Annotated in this window: 12 protein-coding genes; 2 read left to right on the forward strand and 10 right to left on the reverse strand. The window is 70.6% G+C overall.

Features of this window, described 5'->3' with window-relative positions; translation table 11 throughout:
* Positions 1 to 52 precede the first annotated feature (52 nt).
* The 6 genes from HALOF300_RS00455 to HALOF300_RS00480 all read right to left on the reverse strand — a co-directional run bounded on the left by HALOF300_RS00455 (position 53) and on the right by HALOF300_RS00480 (position 8,655).
* Positions 53 to 2,656, reverse strand: a complete 2,604-nt coding sequence (locus HALOF300_RS00455) for a hypothetical protein (protein WP_156738685.1) — start codon at positions 2,654 to 2,656, stop codon at positions 53 to 55.
* Positions 2,657 to 2,804: 148 nt separating this feature from the next.
* Positions 2,805 to 4,061: a Gfo/Idh/MocA family protein gene (locus tag HALOF300_RS00460; RefSeq protein WP_156738686.1), complete on the reverse strand. Its 1,257-nt coding sequence runs from the start codon at positions 4,059 to 4,061 to the stop codon at positions 2,805 to 2,807.
* 39 nt (positions 4,062 to 4,100) lie between these two features.
* Positions 4,101 to 5,042: a carbohydrate ABC transporter permease gene (locus tag HALOF300_RS00465; RefSeq protein WP_156738687.1), complete on the reverse strand. Its 942-nt coding sequence runs from the start codon at positions 5,040 to 5,042 to the stop codon at positions 4,101 to 4,103.
* Positions 5,032 to 5,982, reverse strand: a complete 951-nt coding sequence (locus tag HALOF300_RS00470) for a carbohydrate ABC transporter permease (protein ID WP_156738688.1) — start codon at positions 5,980 to 5,982, stop codon at positions 5,032 to 5,034. The genes HALOF300_RS00465 and HALOF300_RS00470 overlap by 11 nt, the downstream gene beginning before the upstream one ends.
* Positions 5,983 to 5,986: 4 nt before the next feature.
* Positions 5,987 to 7,300, reverse strand: coding sequence for an extracellular solute-binding protein (locus tag HALOF300_RS00475; RefSeq protein WP_156738689.1), 1,314 nt, complete (start codon positions 7,298 to 7,300; stop codon positions 5,987 to 5,989).
* Positions 7,301 to 7,635: 335 nt separating this feature from the next.
* Entirely contained in the window at positions 7,636 to 8,655 is a 1,020-nt protein-coding gene (locus tag HALOF300_RS00480; RefSeq protein ID WP_156738690.1) for a LacI family DNA-binding transcriptional regulator, read from the reverse strand.
* Between the two features lie 165 nt (positions 8,656 to 8,820).
* On the opposite strand from HALOF300_RS00480, the gene HALOF300_RS00485 reads away from it, so the two are divergent.
* Positions 8,821 to 10,425, forward strand: coding sequence for an FAD-dependent oxidoreductase (locus HALOF300_RS00485; RefSeq protein ID WP_197522193.1), 1,605 nt, complete (start codon positions 8,821 to 8,823; stop codon positions 10,423 to 10,425).
* A gap of 26 nt (positions 10,426 to 10,451) precedes the next feature.
* Here the strand turns inward: HALOF300_RS00485 and HALOF300_RS00490 are convergent, their stop codons facing one another.
* From HALOF300_RS00490 to HALOF300_RS00505, 4 genes are all read right to left on the reverse strand, one after another.
* Positions 10,452 to 11,282, reverse strand: coding sequence for an aldose epimerase family protein (locus tag HALOF300_RS00490; protein ID WP_156738691.1), 831 nt, complete (start codon positions 11,280 to 11,282; stop codon positions 10,452 to 10,454).
* Positions 11,283 to 11,296: 14 nt separating this feature from the next.
* Positions 11,297 to 12,577 carry an enolase C-terminal domain-like protein gene (locus HALOF300_RS00495; RefSeq protein ID WP_156738692.1) on the reverse strand — a complete coding sequence of 427 codons (1,281 nt, stop codon included), beginning with the start codon at positions 12,575 to 12,577 and terminating at the stop codon, positions 11,297 to 11,299.
* A gap of 42 nt (positions 12,578 to 12,619) precedes the next feature.
* Entirely contained in the window at positions 12,620 to 13,510 is an 891-nt protein-coding gene (locus HALOF300_RS00500; protein WP_156738693.1) for an NAD-dependent epimerase/dehydratase family protein, read from the reverse strand.
* A gap of 189 nt (positions 13,511 to 13,699) precedes the next feature.
* Positions 13,700 to 14,248, reverse strand: a complete 549-nt coding sequence (locus tag HALOF300_RS00505; protein ID WP_156738694.1) for a hypothetical protein — start codon at positions 14,246 to 14,248, stop codon at positions 13,700 to 13,702.
* A gap of 163 nt (positions 14,249 to 14,411) precedes the next feature.
* Here HALOF300_RS00505 and HALOF300_RS00510 point away from each other — a divergent pair, with 163 nt between their 5' ends.
* Positions 14,412 to 17,144, forward strand: coding sequence for a LuxR C-terminal-related transcriptional regulator (locus HALOF300_RS00510; RefSeq protein ID WP_156738695.1), 2,733 nt, complete (start codon positions 14,412 to 14,414; stop codon positions 17,142 to 17,144).
* The last annotated feature ends 183 nt before the right edge of the window (positions 17,145 to 17,327 follow it).

The following is a 17,327-nucleotide window of genomic DNA, read 5'->3' on the forward strand; positions in this document are numbered from 1 at the left end:
ACCCGACGGCCGACGCCGGTCCTGCCGTCGCGGGGCAGGACCGGCACCGGTGTCAGCCGACCCGGACCGTGATCGGCTCCGAGGCGGACGTCCCGGCCGCGTTCGAGAACTCCGCGTGGTACCGGTATGCACCCGCGGGCCGGCCCGCAACGGCCGTCGACGCCTGCTGAGCGGCCGGGGTGGCCGCGATCAGCTCCTGGGTGTCGATGAGCACACCGTCCTCGTAGAGCCGGTACTGGGTCGCGTTCGTGCCCCACCACAGGTCGGCCGTCACCGTGTAGTCCGGCTCGGCGACGTGGTTGTCGTGGGACAGCACCGGGACCGCCGGCTTCGCGTCGCGTACCCGGACGGTCGCCGAGCCCGTCGGAGCGGTCCCGGCCGCGTTGCTCAGCGTGCCGGTGTACACGTAGTCGCCGTTCACCCGACCGGTCAGGGGGATCTGGACGCGCTGGGCACCCGGAGAGGCCGGCGCCAGCGTGCGGGTCGCCACGAGGTTGCCGTTCTCGTACAGGCGGAACACGGTCGCGTTGACGCCCCACCACAGGTTCAGCGTGACCGCGAAGGTACCGTCCGTGACGCCGCTGTGCCCGCTGTCGGTGGACAGCGCGGCCGTGCTTGCCGGCGGCCGGGTGGCCAGCTCCGCCGGTGTCGCGAACGTGTAGGTGATATCCAGCGCACCGTCGTGCGGGATCCAGAGCAGGTGCTGGCGACGGGTCCCACCCAACGCGGAGCGGTCCGTCCCGGCGAAGCTCACGTCCCGGACGCCGTCGAAGCTGATCTGGAACGTTGCCCCGTTGCGGGCGAGGGTCAGGCCGGTGACGCCGGTCAGGGCGACGGCGTCGCCGGACCGGGCGACGGTGCCGTCGGAGAACGTCAGCACGTCCTCGGGCTGCACGAGCAGGGGCACGAGCGCCCGGCCAGGCTCGGGGGTGCGGATCCGCTGGGTGAACGCATGGTCCCGGAAGCTCATGTCGGTATCGGTGCCGAGCGCGGCATCGAGGTAGGCGACACTGAAGTCGCCGGTCACCGTATTGACGTCGGTCGCGAGGAGCACGGTGCCGCCGCGTTCGGGAGCGCTGTAGTAGGTCGGGTCCACCTCCACGACCGCGATCTCCGACGCATCGGGGAAGTGGCCCCAACCGTCGTCGGTGTAGTTGTTCAGGACGAGCGCCAGCGTGCCCATCGTCGGGTGCCAGAGCAGCCCGGGGCCCATCCGGAGCCGGCGGTACGGCCCGCCGTGCCCGTCCCGGTGCCCGAGCGCCGCGGTCAGGTAGTAGGAGGGTCGGCGGACGAACAGGTAGTCCAGGTCGAAGCTGCCCGCCTGGCGCACCTGCGTGAACCGCTCGCTCGCGTGGTACGGCAGCGCCTCGATCGCGGCCTCGCGCTGAGCGACCGTGAGGCCGAGGGGTGCACGGCTGCCATGCATCCAGGTCCGCGGCGAGGTGCCCTTCTTCTCCAGCGGTGCAACCGGGGTGGGGTCCGCCGCCCACGCTTCGCGGGCTGCGAGGATCTCGACGTCGGTCGCGTGGAACGCGCCGATCTCCGGCAGCTCGCCGAGCAGCGCCCGACCCAGAGCCGATCGGTCGTTGACCTCGCTCGGCTGCACCGAGCTCGCGAACGCCGTGTTCCGGACGCAGATGGCCGCCCAGTGGATCCACCCGGCCCGGTCCGGCTCCCAGACTGCCGCCAGGCTGATGAACCCCATCATCGAGCGCGCCATCTCGACCGCCTGAGGCACACCGGTCTGCGCCGCGTCGGCGATGTCCGGCAGGGCGACTGTGAACGAGTAGCCGTTGTCGTAGCCGGCCGGCTCCATGGAGTGGCCGGCGGGCGTGATGCTGTGCTCGAGCAACTCGGTCCAGCACGCGTCGGCGGAGGCGGCGATGGAGGGGTCGCCGAGTGCCTCGGCGGCGTTGGCGACGCCGACGAGGCCGGCGACGACCTGGTTCGTGTAGGGGACCGGTCGGGTCCAGTGCGGCTTCGACCGGTCGGTCAGCCAGACCGCGGCGGCCCGTAGCGCCGCCTCGATGCGTGGCAGCATCCCGGGGAGTTCGCCGGCCTCGGAGAGGTAGGTGTAGGTCAGGGACAGGGCGACGGAACCGAAACCGGTCGGTGACAGATGTGGGACGTCGTAGGCGTACTCCGACCACGCTCCGCTCGGCAGCTGGATGCCGAGGTAGTAGGTGAGCGCGGCCTCAAGACGGTCGCGCAGTCTGGCGTCGCCGAAGTACGGGTTCCAGGAGCGCTCGTGCGTGAGGAACCAGGTCAGGGTGGCGACCTGCTCCATCTCCCGGGCGTTGTACGGCTGCTCGGGTGAACGCCACCAGCCGTCCTCCATCCACCCGTAGTTCGGCTCCACGTCGCGGACGCTGTTCGCCATCGGGGCGACCACCGTCAGGTAGCCGGAGAGGACCTGCTCGGAGTCCTCGAACGCGGTTCGGTCCGGCGGCGCGTCGAGCGGGTCGACGAGCGGGAGCACGGTCCCCTCCGAGGTCGCCCAGACCCGGGAGGCAGGGGCGGCGCCGAGCGCCAGCGCACCCGCCAACCCGGCGGTGCCGAGGAGGATCGCGCGCCGGGAGACCCCGGCGCGGATCGGGTCGGTGTGTTGTGGGCTCCGAGGTTCGGGGTCGGAGTCGACCTGGTTCTGAGCGTGCATCTGCAGTCCCTCCATTGGGTTCCGTGCGCCCGGGCGCCCGCGGCGGGCCCCAGGTGGCGCGATCCCGCGATGCGCAGGACCGGTCCAACATGCAGTTCTCTCTGGGCAGTGCCGGTCCGCCCCGCCTCAGCGAGGAACATGGCCCGGATCAGTCGATGAGCTCCTCCACGGGGATGCTCAGGTCCAGGCGCGGCAGGTCCGGCGGTGCATCGCCGAGGTCGGGCACCTCGAGCTGCTTCCCACCGGCCAGGCTGGAGGCGTGTGCGAGCAGGCCCGGCAGGGCGAACTTCGCCGCTTCCCACACGTTGACCGGTGGCACCGACCGGGTTTGAGCGGCGCGCACGAAGTCGTCGGCGAGGAAATGGTGGGAGCCGAGGTGCCCGTTGCGCAGCCCGGCGTAGACCTGCGGCAGTCGGTCGGTGGGGTGCACCGAGGCATACCGGCTGTTGAAGTCCTCGCGGAGCACCTCGTGCAGGCCGGCCCGATCGGCGGCGTCGGCTGCCTCGGTGTCCCGGGTGTGTGCGGCGCACGCGAGGATCTCCGACACGTCGGTGGGCCCGTCCTGACGGTCGACCCACAGCTGACTGCCGGCGTTCTCCTCGTACGAGGCGAGCGTGCCGTAGATGGTGAGCGGGTTGCTGCCGTGCCGGCCGCGCCAGCCCGACCGGCGGAACTCGTTGATGCGCATCATCCCCCCGTCGTCGGTGCGCATCAGCGCGGTCTGGTTCGAGAACGGGTTGTCCCACTCGTTGCGACCAACGCCGAACACGCCGTCGTCCTCGGTGTCGGTGTAGCCCAGGCAGCTGACCTCGGTCACCCGGGCACCGGTCACACCGAGCACGGCACCGGTCGAGTGCGTCGGGTAGAACATCGGCGGGAAGCCCGCCACCCGGCGCCACTGCTCGCCGCCGCTGTGCTGGAACGCCGTGTAGAAGCCGTGCGTCATGTCGTGGAGGTAGTTGCCCTCGCCGTAGACGAACGCACCGAAGTCGCCGGCCGCGTACCGGTCCCGGCAGTAGATGGTGTGCGGGTAGTAGTAGGAGGTCTCCCCGCTGGCGTAGACGAGCCCCGTGCGCTCCACCGTGCCGACGATCTGCTCGACGTCGGACGGGCTCGACGCGATCGGCACCGCGCAGTAGACGTGCTTGCCGGCCTCGAGAGCTTCCAGGGTGAGTGGTCCGTGCAGGTGCCGCTGCGCGAAGATGGCGACGGCGTCCACGTCGCTCGCGCACAGGTCCGCGTGGGAGGCGGCCGTCTCGGTGATGCCGTGCCGGGCCGCCACCTCGGCGAGTCGGTCGGGGATGAGGTCGGCCAGGACCACCCGCTCCACGAGCGGGTGCTTGGCGAACAGCGGGATGAACGACTCCGCGAACAGGCCCGCGCCGCTGATGCCGATGGTGATCATGAGTTTCTCCGTGACTGCGAAGGTGTTGTCGGCGGTCCGTCAGCCCTTCAGGCCGGTCCTGGACAGGCCCTCCACGAACTGCCGTTGGGCGAACAGGAAGACGATCAGGACAGGGATGACGGTGAGCGCGGTCGCCCCGATCTGGGTGTTGTAGAGCGGCTCGCCGTACCCGTCCTGGTAGCGGGTGAGTCCGAGCCCGACCGGGAACAGCTCCTCGCTGCGTAGGAAGATCAGCGGCTCGAAGTACATGTTGAACGACGACAGGAACTTCATGATCGCGACGGCGGCGATCGCCGGGCCGGACAGCGGCAGCGCGATCCGCCAGAACAGCCCGAGCCGGCCGAGCCCGTCGAGGCGGCCGGCCTCCTCGAGCTCGACGGGTAGCGAGAGGTAGAACTGCCGGAAGATGAAGACGCCGACGATGCAACCGGGTCCGAAGATCGGCAGCACGATCAGTGGGATGTGCGTGTTCATCAGGCCGAGGTCGGCCACCCAGCGGAAGATCGGGATGATCGTCACCTCGCCCGGGATCATCATCCCGGACATCAGCACCAGGAAGAGCTTGCCGGCGAACGGGAACCGGACCCGGGCGAACGCGTACCCGGCGAGCGAGCAGACGATGATCGAGCCGATCGTGATCACCGCGGCCAGGTAGAGCGAGTTCAGGTACTGCTGCGCGAACGGCGTGACGGTGAAGATCTTCGAGACGCCGTCCAGGGTCCAGTTCTCCGGGAACAGCGTCGGTGGGATCTGGAAGAACTCGTCCGTCGGCTTGAAGGCGGCGAAGATCATCCAGATCGTCGGATAGATGAACGGGATCGAGAGCACGCACAGCAGCGTGTACAGCACGATCTTCGACCACAGCCGGCGCCGGCGGGCATGCGCCGAGTCCGGCGTGCGTTTGCTCCGGACCGGTTCGGAGCCTCCTGTCACATCGCCGGCAGCACCCTGCTCCTCGGCCGTGATGACGTCAGACCTCATCGTGTACCCACCTCTTCCGGGAGCTCCACTGCAGGGCGGCGAGCACGAGGACGACCACGAACAGGACCACGCCGATCGCGGAGGCGTACCCGAAGTCCTGCTGTTCGAATGCCGTGCGGTAGAGCAGGTAGGAGATGACCGTGGTGGACCGTCCCGGCCCACCCTGGGTGAGGATCTGGATCGGCACGAACACGTCCATGGCGCCGATCGTGGTGATCATGACCACGAGCAGGATGGTCGGGCTGATCAGGGGCAGGGTGACGGACCGGAAGATTCGGGCTGGGGAGGCGCCGTCGATGCGGGCGGCCTCCCTCAGTTCGGCCGGCACGTTCTGCAGTGCGGCCAGGAACAGGATCATGTTCATACCGACGCCCTTGAAGACCTGGATCACGACGACGGTGACGAGTGCCCAGGTGGGATCGCGCAGCCAGTTCGGACCCTGGATGCCGATCGTGGCGAGGGCGCCGTTGATGCCCCCGTTGGCCGCGACGAGGTAGTTCCAGACCAGGACCCAGGCCACGGCCGAGACGATCACCGGGGAGAAGAAGAACGCCCGGAAGGTCGTGGTGCCGCGCAGCTTCTGATTCAGCAGGACCGCGAGGCCCATGGCCAGGGTGATGTTGAGGACCATCAGCAACGCGGCGTACTTGAACGTCGTGAGGAAGGACGACCAGACCGTGTCGTCGGCGATCAACCGCGTGAAGTTGTCCAGCCCGATCCAGTTGAACTCTCCGATCAGCGGGCTCCAGTCGTGCAGGCTGTACCAGATCACGTACCCGAACGGCACGAGACCCAGCACGAGCACACCGATCACCGCCGGGGCCGCGAACGAGAGCCCGACGGCGGCGTCGATCCGGGCCAACCGCTTCGAGGAGCCGGTCCGCGGCCCTGGGGTGCGACCGACCTTGCGGTCGGTCGCCCCCATCGGTTCGGCGCTCATCGGATCAGCCGGCGAGGCTGTCGGAGATGGCCTCGCAGATCGCCGGCATGACCGTGGCGGCGTCACCCTCCGGCACCCAGAGGGCGTCGAGCTCCACCCGGACCGGATCGGCGATCTCGCTCATGTTGACGTGTCCGGCCTTCGTCACGCCGACCAGTGCCTGGTCGATGACGGTGCCCTGGATCTGCTCCTCGGTGAGGGCCGGGGCGGCAGCGGACAGAGTCTCGACGGTCAGCAGCGACTCGCGCGGCGGCGGGAAGAACTGGGCGAGCAGCTGCGAGTTCTCCGGGTTCGTGAAGTAGGCGAGGAAGTCTGCGGCGATCTGCGGGTTGTCGCCGCGTGCGACCACACCCACACCGCCCTGGCCGACCACGGGCACGGTGCCGGCCGGCCCTTCGGGCATCGGGACGAAGTCCCAGGCGAAGTCGTCGCCGAGCGCGGTGGAGGAGCTGAGCTGGGACAGCCGCAGGCCGACCTGTCCGGAGGCGAAGTCGAACTCCGCGCCCGGCTCGGCGACCGCGCCGGTGTCATAGATCTGGCCGTGGAACCAATCGAAGAACTCGACCATCTCCGGGGAGTCGAACGTGCACTCGGTGCCGTCCTCGCTCCACGGAGCCGCGCCCCACGACATCCACATCGCGCCGAGCGCCGAGTTCCAGTTGGTGTAGGGGTCGTCCGAGGCCTGGAAGCCGGTGGTCGAGGTACCGTCGGCGACGGCAGCCGCGATCTCCATCGCCTTGTCCCAGGTCCATTCGCCGCTCACCATCAGGTCGCGCGGGTTCGGTTGGCCCGCGGCCGTCAGCAGGTCGTTGTTGACGTACATCCCGAACGGGCTGTTCGAGAACGGGTAGCCGTAGATCTCGCCGTCCGCGGACCAGACGTCGATCGCGCCGTCGAGCAGGTCGTCGATCTCGTACCCCTCGGTCTCGGTGAACGTCGGCTGGAGGTTGTAGAGCACGCCGCTCTGCACGAACTGTGCCGCGTTGGCCTCCGAGACCCAGGCCAGGTCCGGCGCGTCACCGCCGGCGATCTGGGTGGTCAGGGCGTTCACGTAGCCGGATCCGGTCAGCGGCTCGAACGACACTGCGCTCACCAGCTCCGGGTTCTCGGCGATATAGGCGTCGGCGATCTGGTTGAAGATCTCGTGGTGGCCCTCGTTCGCGCTCCACATCACCATGCGCAGTTCCACTGGGCCGTCGGGGGTGTCCCCGTCACCGCCGCCGTCGTCCCCGCCGCTGCACGCGGCGAGCAACAGGGCGCCTGCGCTGAGGGTTGCTGCCGCGGCGAGGAAGCGGCGCCGGTTCGTTGATCCGTTCATCGGAGCTCCAGTCGGTGGTTGGGCCGCATGACGGCGGGACGCCGGTGGGGGTGCCGGCGGGTGTGTGCATCGGGACGCCCCGCTCGGGGGCGATGGGTTGCCTTCGGGATAGCCATCGTTCTCATCACCTCAACATCGGCGTTGGGTAGCAGTTGTCCCTGCTGCGAGCGAGGCTACTGCAGGTTCCTCGAAAGTGTCTAGAGATTTTTGGAAGAATTTTCGGCAAGCGGTGCGGCTCGTTCGGAGGGCCGCGAGGGCGCGAAGGTGCGCGACGTGGTGTGACGCGGGCGGTCCCGGCGCGAAGGTCCGCGATCAGGGGTGGCGGGCGCGGATGGTCAGGCGCGGGGCGCCGTAGTGGAGTGCCTGACGACGAGCCGGGTCGCCAGCTCCGTGTGACGAGGCCGGGTGGTGGCTTCGCCGAGCAGGGCCACGATCGTCTCCACCGCGGCGGCGCCCATCTGGTCCACGGGCTGTCGCACCGAGGTCAGTGGCGGCGAGGCCAGTTGCGCGATGATGAGATCGTCGAAGCCGATCACGCTGAGGTCGTCGGGCACGCTCATGCCCACCCGGCGCGCGGCCTCCAGCACTCCGAGGGCTTGGAAGTCGCTCGCGGCGAAGATCGCCGTCGGCGGTTCCGGCTCCGAGAGCAGCGCGAGGCCCTCCTCGAGGCCCGAGTCGTAGGTGAAGTCGCCGGGGATCACCCGTGGCGGTTCGTGGTCGTCCGTGGCCATATTCAGCGCCGCGAGATACCCGGACATGCGGGCCCGGCTGGCCATCGCCGTCGGGAGCCCGCTGAGCATGGCGATGCTGCGGTGTCCCAGGCCGAGCAGGTGCTCGGTCGCCGCGAGGCCGCCGGCCCAGTTCGTGGCGCCAACGCTGTAGGTGCTCTCGTCCGGGTTGCTGAGCGGGTCGATCACGACCAGCGGCAGACGATGGGCGTCGAAGCGGGCCCGCTGCGCGTCGTCGAGGACGGACGTGACCGCGATGACCCCGCGCTTGCCGGCCGCCTGGATCTCGTCGATCCAGCCGAGGTCCTGGGCGTCGTTCGGGTAGAGCGCGATGCTGATGTCGATCTGCGCCGGTCCTGCCGCGTCGACCGCGCCGCGGATCACGTCGAGGCTGTACGGGGAGTGCATGTCCCGGGCCAGGATCACCACGGGAGTCAGTGAGCCGCGGCGCTTCTTGGTTGCCACGTAGCCACGATCGCGCAGGATCCGATCGACCCGCTCCCGGGTCACGTCGGAGACGTCGGCGCTGCCGTTGGCCACCTTGGACACGGTCGAGATCGACACGCCGGCGATGGCGGCGACCTCGGCCAGTGATGGCTTCTTGCGCTTCGTGGGGCGGTCGCCCATGACCGGCTCCTCTCGCTCCTGGGCGGCGTCGCGCCCGTCGATCCGAGTACCAACTGTAGCAAACAACCCTAGAATTCTCCGAAAATGTTCGGGTAGTCTTCTCCGGGAAGGATGCTTCGGCTGGAACCGGAGCATGGCACAGGTCTCACATAGGAGTGGTCGATCGTGGAGTTGCAGGCAGACATCGCCGTCATCGGCGGCGGCATGGGCGGGGTGTCGGCGGCCCTGGCGGCCCTCGAGGCCGGCCGTCGCGTGGTGCTCACGGAGCAGACCCGGTGGCTGGGCGGCCAATTGACCAGCCAACTGGTGCCGACCGATGAGCACCGGTACATCGAGGACGACGGCGCGAACCGCTCCTACCGTCGGCTGCGCGACGGTCTGCGCGAGCACTACCGCCGGAACTTCCCGCTCACCGATGCTGCGCGGGCGGACCCCCACCTGAACCCGGGCCACGCCTGGGTCAGCCCGGTCAGCGTCGATCCGCGAGTGGCAGTCGCGGTCATCGACGACCTGCTCATGCCGTACCTGGCTGCGGACCGCCTCGTGGTCCTGCGCGAGACCGTGCCGGTCTCGGTCGCCACCGACGGCGACCACGTCACCTCGGTCCGGGTGCGTACCGCAACGGGGGACGAGATCGACATCGCCGCCGCATATGTCCTCGACGCTACCGAGCTCGGCGACCTGCTTCCGCTGGCCGGGGTCGAGCACGTCTCGGGGCGGGAGTCGCAGGAGCAGACCGGGGAGCCCGGCGCGTGGCCGACGGCGGACCCGACCGACATGCAGGGCGTGAGCTGGTGCTTCGCGATCGACCACCTCGAGGGCGAGGACCACACGATCGACCGCCCGGACGACTACGCCTACTGGCGCGATCTGCGCCCGGCCCAGCTGAACGGGCGCAAGATCCTCAGCTTCGGCGAACCCGTCACCCCCGAGGGCAAGCCCGGACGCGTCTACACCCTGAACCCGAACCTCGACGACGACGTCATCGACCTCGACCACCGCAACATGGACCTGGCCCCGGAGCTGTGGAACTACCGCAGGATCGCGGTGCGCCGGTTCTTCACGCCCGGGTTCTTCCGTAGCGACGTGGTGGTGGTCAACTGGCCGATGAACGACTACGTCGGCGGACCGCTCTTCGGTGTCCCGGAAGCCGAGCACCATTGGCACCAGGCCAAGGCCCTGAGCAGGTCGCTCGTGTACTGGCTGCAGACCGACGCACCACGCCCGGACGGCGGAACCGGGTGGCCCGGGATGCGGCTGCGCGCCGACGTCGCCGGGACCGAGGACGGGTTCGCGATGTACCCCTACATCCGGGAGTCCCGCCGGATCCTCGCGCTGAAGACGATCATCGAGCAGGAACTCTCCACGGCCTACCGCGGCGACGGCGGGGCCGAGCGCTACCCGGACTCGGTCGGCACCGGTCACTACTACTGGATCGACCGCCACCACACCACGGGCGACGGCCGTGGCGCGGGCGGCACCCCGCACCCGTTCGAGATCCCGCTCCGGGCGCTGATCCCCCGCCGGCTGCGCAACCTGCTGCCGGCCGCGAAGAACATCGGGACCACGCAGATCACCAACGGCGCCTACCGGCTGCACCCGGTCGAATGGAGCATCGGCGAGGCGGTCGGGGCGCTCGCCGCGTACTGCCTGGCGAACGGCACCGAGCCACACGCCGTCGTCGCGGCGCCCGGCTCGGTCGAGGACTTCCAGCGCGTCCTCACCGCGCGCGGCGTGCAACTGCGCTGGGCGGAGGACAAGCGGTGGTGAGAGTGCCCTCGCACCCGGACCCGGGCTCAGAAGTCGTAGCTGACGGACCACCGGTCGGACTGACCGGCGCCGAGGGTCCGCTCGAAGAACGGCTCGAACGAGAACGTCTCGTGGTTGCCCCAGATCGGTAGGAACGTCGGCGCGTAGCTCGTCGTCGCGGTGACCAGGCCGAGGGCGGGATGACGCTGCGTGAATGTCGCTCGCTCCTGGGCGCGCACGCCGAGCGCCGCGTAGTGGCCCTCGTGCCCGGGAGCGAGCGTCCGGCGTCGGATGAAACCGTTCGGAGCGAGGTCGTAGCCGTCGTTGGCCGGCATGTCGATCGACAGGCTCGTGCGCAGCAGTTCGTCCCCGGACGGCTGCGGATAGAAGGGGTGCGGGAACCAGGAGACCGGGAGCAACCGCTGACCGTGATTGTGGATCTGGGTCTCGGAGTGCAGGGTACGGTTCTCCAGTGTCACGGTCCGCACGAGGGTCAGTTCGAAGCCCTGGAAGGCGTGCGCGGTGCGGTAGGTGATGGCGCCACCGCCGGGAGTGGCCACCTGCTCGGTCTCCCAGGAGCAGAACTCGAGCACCTCTCGTCGCTCGAGATCACAGGTCCCCACGCCGATCACGAGCGAGGTCGTGCTGGTGCTCGCCGGGTCCCGCAACGGCGCGAGGTTGAACGCGTCCGGGATGCCCTGGCCGTCGAACCAGTTGAACTCGTGCGGATAGGTGGGTCCGGTGAGCAGTGGGCCGTGCCGACGGTCATGGATCTGGAAGACGTAACCGCCGGTGCAGTACCGAGGCCCGAACCTGGCTCGGTCCGCGACGGGGTCCAGGAGTTCGACGGTGAGCTCGGCGTTGGTCAGGGTGGGCATGGGCTCGGCTCCTCTCATGGTGCGTACAGCGCGCCGTCCAGCCCGCGCACGCCGAGGGCCCACTCGTCGTGGCGGGACAGACCCGCGGGATAGCGAGCGGCTGCTTCCTCGTCGATGTCGATGCCCCAGCCAGGTGCAACGTTCGGGCGCAGGTACCCGGCCTCGGCCCGCAGCGTGCCGGGAAAAACCTCGTGTACGGGCTCGGAGTAGTGGTGGTACTCCTGGATCCCGAACGCGGCGCTCGTCACGTCCACAGCGACGTTCGCGGCCGCGCCGACCGGGGACACGTCGCCGGGGGAGTGCCACGCCGTCTGGACGCCGTGGAACTCGGCCAGCGTCGCGAGCTTGCGTGCCGGCGTGAGACCACCGATGGCGGTGATGTGGCAGCGGATCAGGTCCACGCCGCCGCCGGTGATCAGTCGGGCGGCGTCGGTCAGCGAAGTGCACAGCTCGCCGACCGCGATCGGCACCGGGGAGGCGGCCCGGACGCCGGGGAGCTCGTCGAAGAACTCCGGTGCCACCACGTCCTCGAGGAAGAACAGCCGGTACGGCTCCAGCGCGCGCGCCAGCAGCACGGCCTGCTTCGGGGTCAGCCGGGAGTGCACGTCGTGGAGCAGGTTGACCTCGTCGCCGAGCTCGGCGCGGGCGCGCGCGAACAGTTCCGGCGTGGTGCGCAGGTAGTGCTGCACATCCCAGCCGTCCTCGTTCGGCTGGCCGGGGTAGGCGGCCTCGGAGCCGGTGCTGCCGTAGCTGCCGCGCCCGGGCTGGGAGGTCTGCAGCCGCACGTGTCGCCAGCCGGAGTCCATCCAGGCGTGGGCGGAGGCCAGCGTGGCGTCGACGTCGCCGCCGGAGGCGTGCGCGTAGGTGGGCACGGCGGCGCGCACCCGGCCGCCGAGCAGCGCATGGACCGGCAGTCCGGCGCGCTTGCCGGCGATGTCCCAGAGCGCCATGTCCAGGCCTGAGATGGCGTTGTTGCCGACCGGACCCTCGCGCCAGTAGGAGGAGAACTTCACGGCCCGGACGATGTCCTCGATGTCCTCCGGGTGGCGCCCGACCGCGAGCCGGGCGACGTGCTCGTCGACGTAGGTCGCGACGGCGTGCCACCGCTGGGTGAAGGTGGCGCAGCCGAGGCCGTAGATCTGGGGGTCGGTGGTGTCCACGCGGACGACCACCAGCGGGATCCCCTCAGGCGCCGTGACGATCGCGCGCACCGCGGTGATGCGCAGGTCGTCAGGGGCGGGCCAGGGCGGGGTGACGGTCGGGAAGGCGGGCTCGACGGTTGGGTCGACAGGCATGCGGCTGGTTCACGTCCTCGTGGTGGTGGGTGGCTGGTTCGGTCAGTCCGACTCGGGGTCGACGATGTGTTCGGCTCTGAAGGCGAGCAGGTCCTGTGCCGGGCGTAGGTCGATCGGAACGTCCCGGCCCGGGATCGCCCGGCGCCGCGGCACGCCCGGCCAGTACTGGTCGAGTGCTGCCTCGGTGGGCTCGGCGAGGTAGGTGGTGGGCGCGGCCACGTGCACGGCGAACGCGCCCCGACGGCGAGGGCTGAGGGCGGCGAGTGCAGCGCGGGCGGCGTCGCGCACCTCGAGGTAGCTCCACCCGTCGGCGGCCACGGCGGCCGGGTTCGCCCGCCCGTTCGCGATGCCGCCGAGGAGCCGGTCGCCGAGGCCCGGCTCCTGCCCGAGCCCGCCGGTCATCGGGTACCGCAGGGCGATGACGTCCATACCGTACGCGCGATGCATGGCGCGGGCGGTCTCCTCGTCGACGCGCTTGGACAACGAGTACGGGTCGGCGGCCGCGGTGGGCATCTCGACATCGAGCGGGAAGTACGCGGGTGCGACCGGCACCGGGCTGTAGAGCACCCCGAGCGCGTTGATGCTGCTCGCGATGGCGGCGCGCCGCACGCCGGCCCGGCCGGCGGCGTCGAGCACGGTGAACGTGGCGGCCGTGTTGCCGCCGAACACGTCGTCCGCGGTGCCCAGGTGCGGCGCCGCGAGGGCGGCAAGGTGCACGACGGCGTCCGCGCCGTCGAGCGCTTCCCGCACCCGGTCGCGGTCGGTCGCCGTGCCGAGCACAACCCGGTCGGCGTCGAGGTCACCGGGGTCGTCGAGGACCAGGGCGGTGGACGCGATGCCGGCACGCCGCAGTGCCCAGAGCACCCCGCGTCCGATCGTGCCGGCCGCCCCGGTGACGAGTACGCGACTCGGTGCGTCGGGGATGGGGGCCACAACGCAATCCTGCCCAGTCCTGCTCCGCGGACGCTGCCGACACGCGGGGCGAACCGGGACGCGCCGGACCGTTCGCGGGACCTCGAGAACCGTGACCTTCCGCCGGGACCGGATCGTGCCGGGTCCGGTCTTCCGGGCTGCCGGCGACGGATCGGTCCGGCGCCGGCAACGCCAGGGTGTCGTGCTCGTTCAGTCCGCCAGAACCTGATTGCGGTAGATGTCGTTGGCGGCGAGGACGGGATCGCTGTGGCCGATCGTGAGGTGATCGAGCTTGGTGTTCCAGTCCTTCACGGACACCTTCAGCAGGGCGCTGTTCGCCGGCAGCGGCTGGTGCACGAAAAGGTGGTAGTGGTCGTCCGGCGCCTCGACCCACGTGTCGTCGGCCATGTGGGCAGGTACCCGTGCGAACACAGGCGTCTGCAAGGAGATCTGCCCGCTGGCCCACCCGTGCTCGCCGACGCGGCTGCCGTTCTCGCCGCTCATGAGCAGGGTCAGGTCGTCGACATCGAGCGGCCCGTCATTGTGCACGCGGACCTTGTACGTCGCGTTCTCGCCGACGTTGAACGACCCGCCGGGTGGATCCACCGAGTAGATCTGGACGATGAGGTACGTCTGGGGGTAGGTCTCGAGGGCCTCCTCCAGATCCGCCAGGACGGTGTTGGGACTTGGTTGCGGGAACGGGGTCGAGGCGATCGCCTGTGTCCCCTTGGTCCGCGCAGTGGTGTCGGTGGTGCTCATTGGTGTTGTCCTCTCTCGGGTCCCGTCCCTTGGTGGCCGGGTCCTGCGCCAACGGTAGGAGGGCGCGACGCTCGCCCAACAGTGGGAAAGCCCTCGGACGACCCTCAAGATCCGGGCCGAAAACCCCGCGGTGACCCCGGGGGTGCAGGGCTACGCTGGGTCCGTGGGGAAGCCGGAGACGGGCTTGCCGACTCGTCTCGTCGGCAGGCCCGTGGAGCGAGACCGGGTGGAGGAGTTCGTCACCCGGCTGGTGAGCGCGCCGCGGTCGATGGTGCTGGTGGGCGAGGCGGGGATCGGCAAGAGCACGCTGTGGACCTATGGTCTGGACCGCGCCGCCGACGCCGGGTACCACGTGCTCACCACTCGTCCGGCAGAGGACGACTGGCCCGACCCGGGGCTGGGCCTGCGTGACCTCTTCGGGGAGCCCGGTGCCTCTGCCGCCGTCCCGGCGGAGGCGCTCGCCGCGGACCCGGTCGGCGGCGCCGAGGTATACGTCGAACGGCTGCGCGCCCTGACCAGGGCCGCTCCGGTGGTCCTGGCTATCGATGATCTCCAGTGGCTGGACGGACTCACGCGCCGGCTGATCCGCCACCTGCTGCGGTGCCTGGACGGGGAGCCCATCGCGGTCCTGGCGACGGCCCGCACCTGGACCCCGGGGGCGCGGGAGGTCCCCCTGCGCCACCCTGTCCTGGACGCGGACGTCGTCGAGATCGGCCCGCTCCCGGTCCGTGACCTGCGCGGCGTCCTGGTCCGGGACGGTCGCCGTGTGACGCTGCCGGACCTGAACCGGATCCACGAGGTCGCGGGAGGAAACCCGCTGTTCGCCCTCGAGTTGAGCCGCCAATGGCACCATGGCGAGCGTCAGGCGGTGCGGCGCAGCGCCCTGGCGCTGCTGACCGACCAGATCGAGTCGCTGCCCGAGGAGTCCCGCCGGATCCTCGACGCCCTCGCGATCACCGGTCCGGCGCCGTTGGCGACGATCGGCCGACTGGCCACGGGGGAAGCCCACGACGTCGAACGCGTGCTCGCGCACCTCGGTGGGCCGTTGGCGCACCTGGCCGATCTCGACGACCACTTCGTGCTGCGCTGTGGCCACCCGCTGATCGCCACGGCCGCACTCGCCGCGCTCGACCCGGTCCGCCGTCAGGATCTGCACGCCAGGTTGGTGCCGCTCCTGACCGATCCGGTGGAGCGCGCCCGGCACCTCGCCCTCAGCGCCACGGTGCCCGACGAGCACGTGGCGGCGGAACTCGAGGCGGCTGCCGGCCGGGCGATCCGTCGCGGCGCGGCATCGACCGCCGCCGAGCTGGCGGCGCACAGTGTGCGGCTGACCCCGACCCCCCAGGCGTCGCACGCGACCATCCGGGCACTCGCGGAGGTCACGTTCCGCGCCGGTGCCGGGCAGATCGCGCAAGCCACCCTGCTCGCCGACCGGCTGCTCGCGGAGCGGCACTCCGCTCCGTTGCATGCCCAGATCCTCGGGCAGCGGGTTCTGCTCGACTTCGCGGGCGCCGAGACCTTCCTGCGCGCCGCCTTGGACGCGGTCGGCGAGGATCAGGCGTTGCGCGGCATGCTGCTCGACCTGCTCGGCTGGCAGCTCGGGCTGTTCAAAGGCCGGGTCGCGGAGGCGATGGCCTGTTGCGAACAAGCTCTGGACATCGCGCGTGCGCGAGGGGACCGGGAGGCCACCGCCCGTGCCGCGGCGACCCTGTCGACGGTGTCGCTCATCGCCGGGGTGCCCCGGCGCGCCCTGATGGCCGAGGCACTGCGCTCCGGAGCGCACGCCGGCGGAGCGCCGGAGGGCAGCCTGCTGCGCGTCTGGCCCGGCGTGTTCCAGGCGCGCCAGGCGCTGTGGGACGGAGACCTCCCCAGGGCGCGGACGGGGTTCGAGGCCACCCTGCAGCAGGCGGTGGTCCTGGGCAGCGAGTTCCAGCGACCCTACCGGCTCCGGGACATGGCGATGCTCGAGATCTCGTGTGGGCGGCTGGACCTCGCTCAGGCCCTCGTGCTGCAGGGTTTGGAGGCCGCCTCGGACGCCGGCAACGACCAGGCGGTGGTGTGGCTCGCTCACCCGGCGGGACTGGTCGCGGCCATGCGGGGCGGCGATGAGCAGGCCCTGTGGGCGGCGATGAGGATCGAGGCGTGGGCGGCCCGAGTGGACGAACCGTTGCGGCTGGCCGTGGCCCAACAGATCCGGGGTGTGCTCGCCGCCGCGCAGGGCGCCTGGGCTGCGGCGCTGGAGCATCACCTGCGTGGGCTGGCCCGATTGGACGACCTGGGTGTCGTCCATCCCGGCTTCCTTCCGGCGCTGCCGTGCGCGATAGAGGCGGCTGCGATCCTCGGCGAGGAGGGACTGTGCGCGGACCTGGTGGCCCGGCAGACCGAGCGCGCGGCCGGGCTCGGCTCGCCCTGGCTGGACGCGATCGCGGTCCTGGGCCGCGGTCACGCGCGACTGCTCGCCGGTGACCTCGACGCGGAGCAGGACTTCCGGGACTCGGCGCGCCGGCTCTCCGCGCTGGGTTTCACCCTCGACGCGCACCGCGCCGGCTATTTCGCGGCGGTGACCTCGGTGCGGGCGGGACGCCGCACCTTCGCACGGGCGGAACTCGGCGCGTGCCGCACCCACTTCGCCGCGCAGGAGGTCGCCGGGTGGACGGCGATGGTCGACGACGCGCTCGCCCGGCTGGTCGGCGTGGACGGGGCTCGGTTGACGCCCACGGAGTCGGCCGTCGCCGCTCGCGTGCGGGCCGGCAGACGCAACAAGGAGATCGCCGCCGAACTGTTCATCGGCGAGTCGACGGTCGAGGCCCACCTCACCCGGATCTACCGCAAGCTGGACGTGCGCGGCCGTCAGCAACTGGCGGCCCTGCCGCCGGACGCCCCGGCCAGGGCCTGAGCCGCGCATCCGGTCATCGTTCGATCTTCAACTGGGCGCCGATCCGTTGGCGGCGCTTCGCGCGCAGGTCGGACGGAGTTCACCCGGCACCGACAGGCTGGGTACCCGGGCGATGACGTCCGCCCCGGCCCACGTGGTGGCGGGGACTCCACGACGATCCGGGGGAACGGAACGTGCGCAGCA

Origin of the sequence: Occultella aeris (assembly GCF_902703175.1) — a bacterium.
Classification (GTDB): Bacteria; Actinomycetota; Actinomycetes; order Actinomycetales; family Beutenbergiaceae; genus Occultella; species Occultella aeris.

Coding starts and splice junctions, on each gene's coding strand:
- HALOF300_RS00455 (WP_156738685.1), bottom strand. CDS start 2,656: ATGCACGCTCAGAACCAGGTCGACTCCGACCCCGAACCTCGGAGCCCA.
- HALOF300_RS00460 (WP_156738686.1), bottom strand. CDS start 4,061: ATGATCACCATCGGCATCAGCGGCGCGGGCCTGTTCGCGGAGTCGTTC.
- HALOF300_RS00465 (WP_156738687.1), bottom strand. CDS start 5,042: ATGAGGTCTGACGTCATCACGGCCGAGGAGCAGGGTGCTGCCGGCGAT.
- HALOF300_RS00470 (WP_156738688.1), bottom strand. CDS start 5,982: ATGAGCGCCGAACCGATGGGGGCGACCGACCGCAAGGTCGGTCGCACC.
- HALOF300_RS00475 (WP_156738689.1), bottom strand. CDS start 7,300: ATGAACGGATCAACGAACCGGCGCCGCTTCCTCGCCGCGGCAGCAACC.
- HALOF300_RS00480 (WP_156738690.1), bottom strand. CDS start 8,655: ATGGGCGACCGCCCCACGAAGCGCAAGAAGCCATCACTGGCCGAGGTC.
- HALOF300_RS00490 (WP_156738691.1), bottom strand. CDS start 11,282: ATGCCCACCCTGACCAACGCCGAGCTCACCGTCGAACTCCTGGACCCC.
- HALOF300_RS00495 (WP_156738692.1), bottom strand. CDS start 12,577: ATGCCTGTCGACCCAACCGTCGAGCCCGCCTTCCCGACCGTCACCCCG.
- HALOF300_RS00505 (WP_156738694.1), bottom strand. CDS start 14,248: ATGAGCACCACCGACACCACTGCGCGGACCAAGGGGACACAGGCGATC.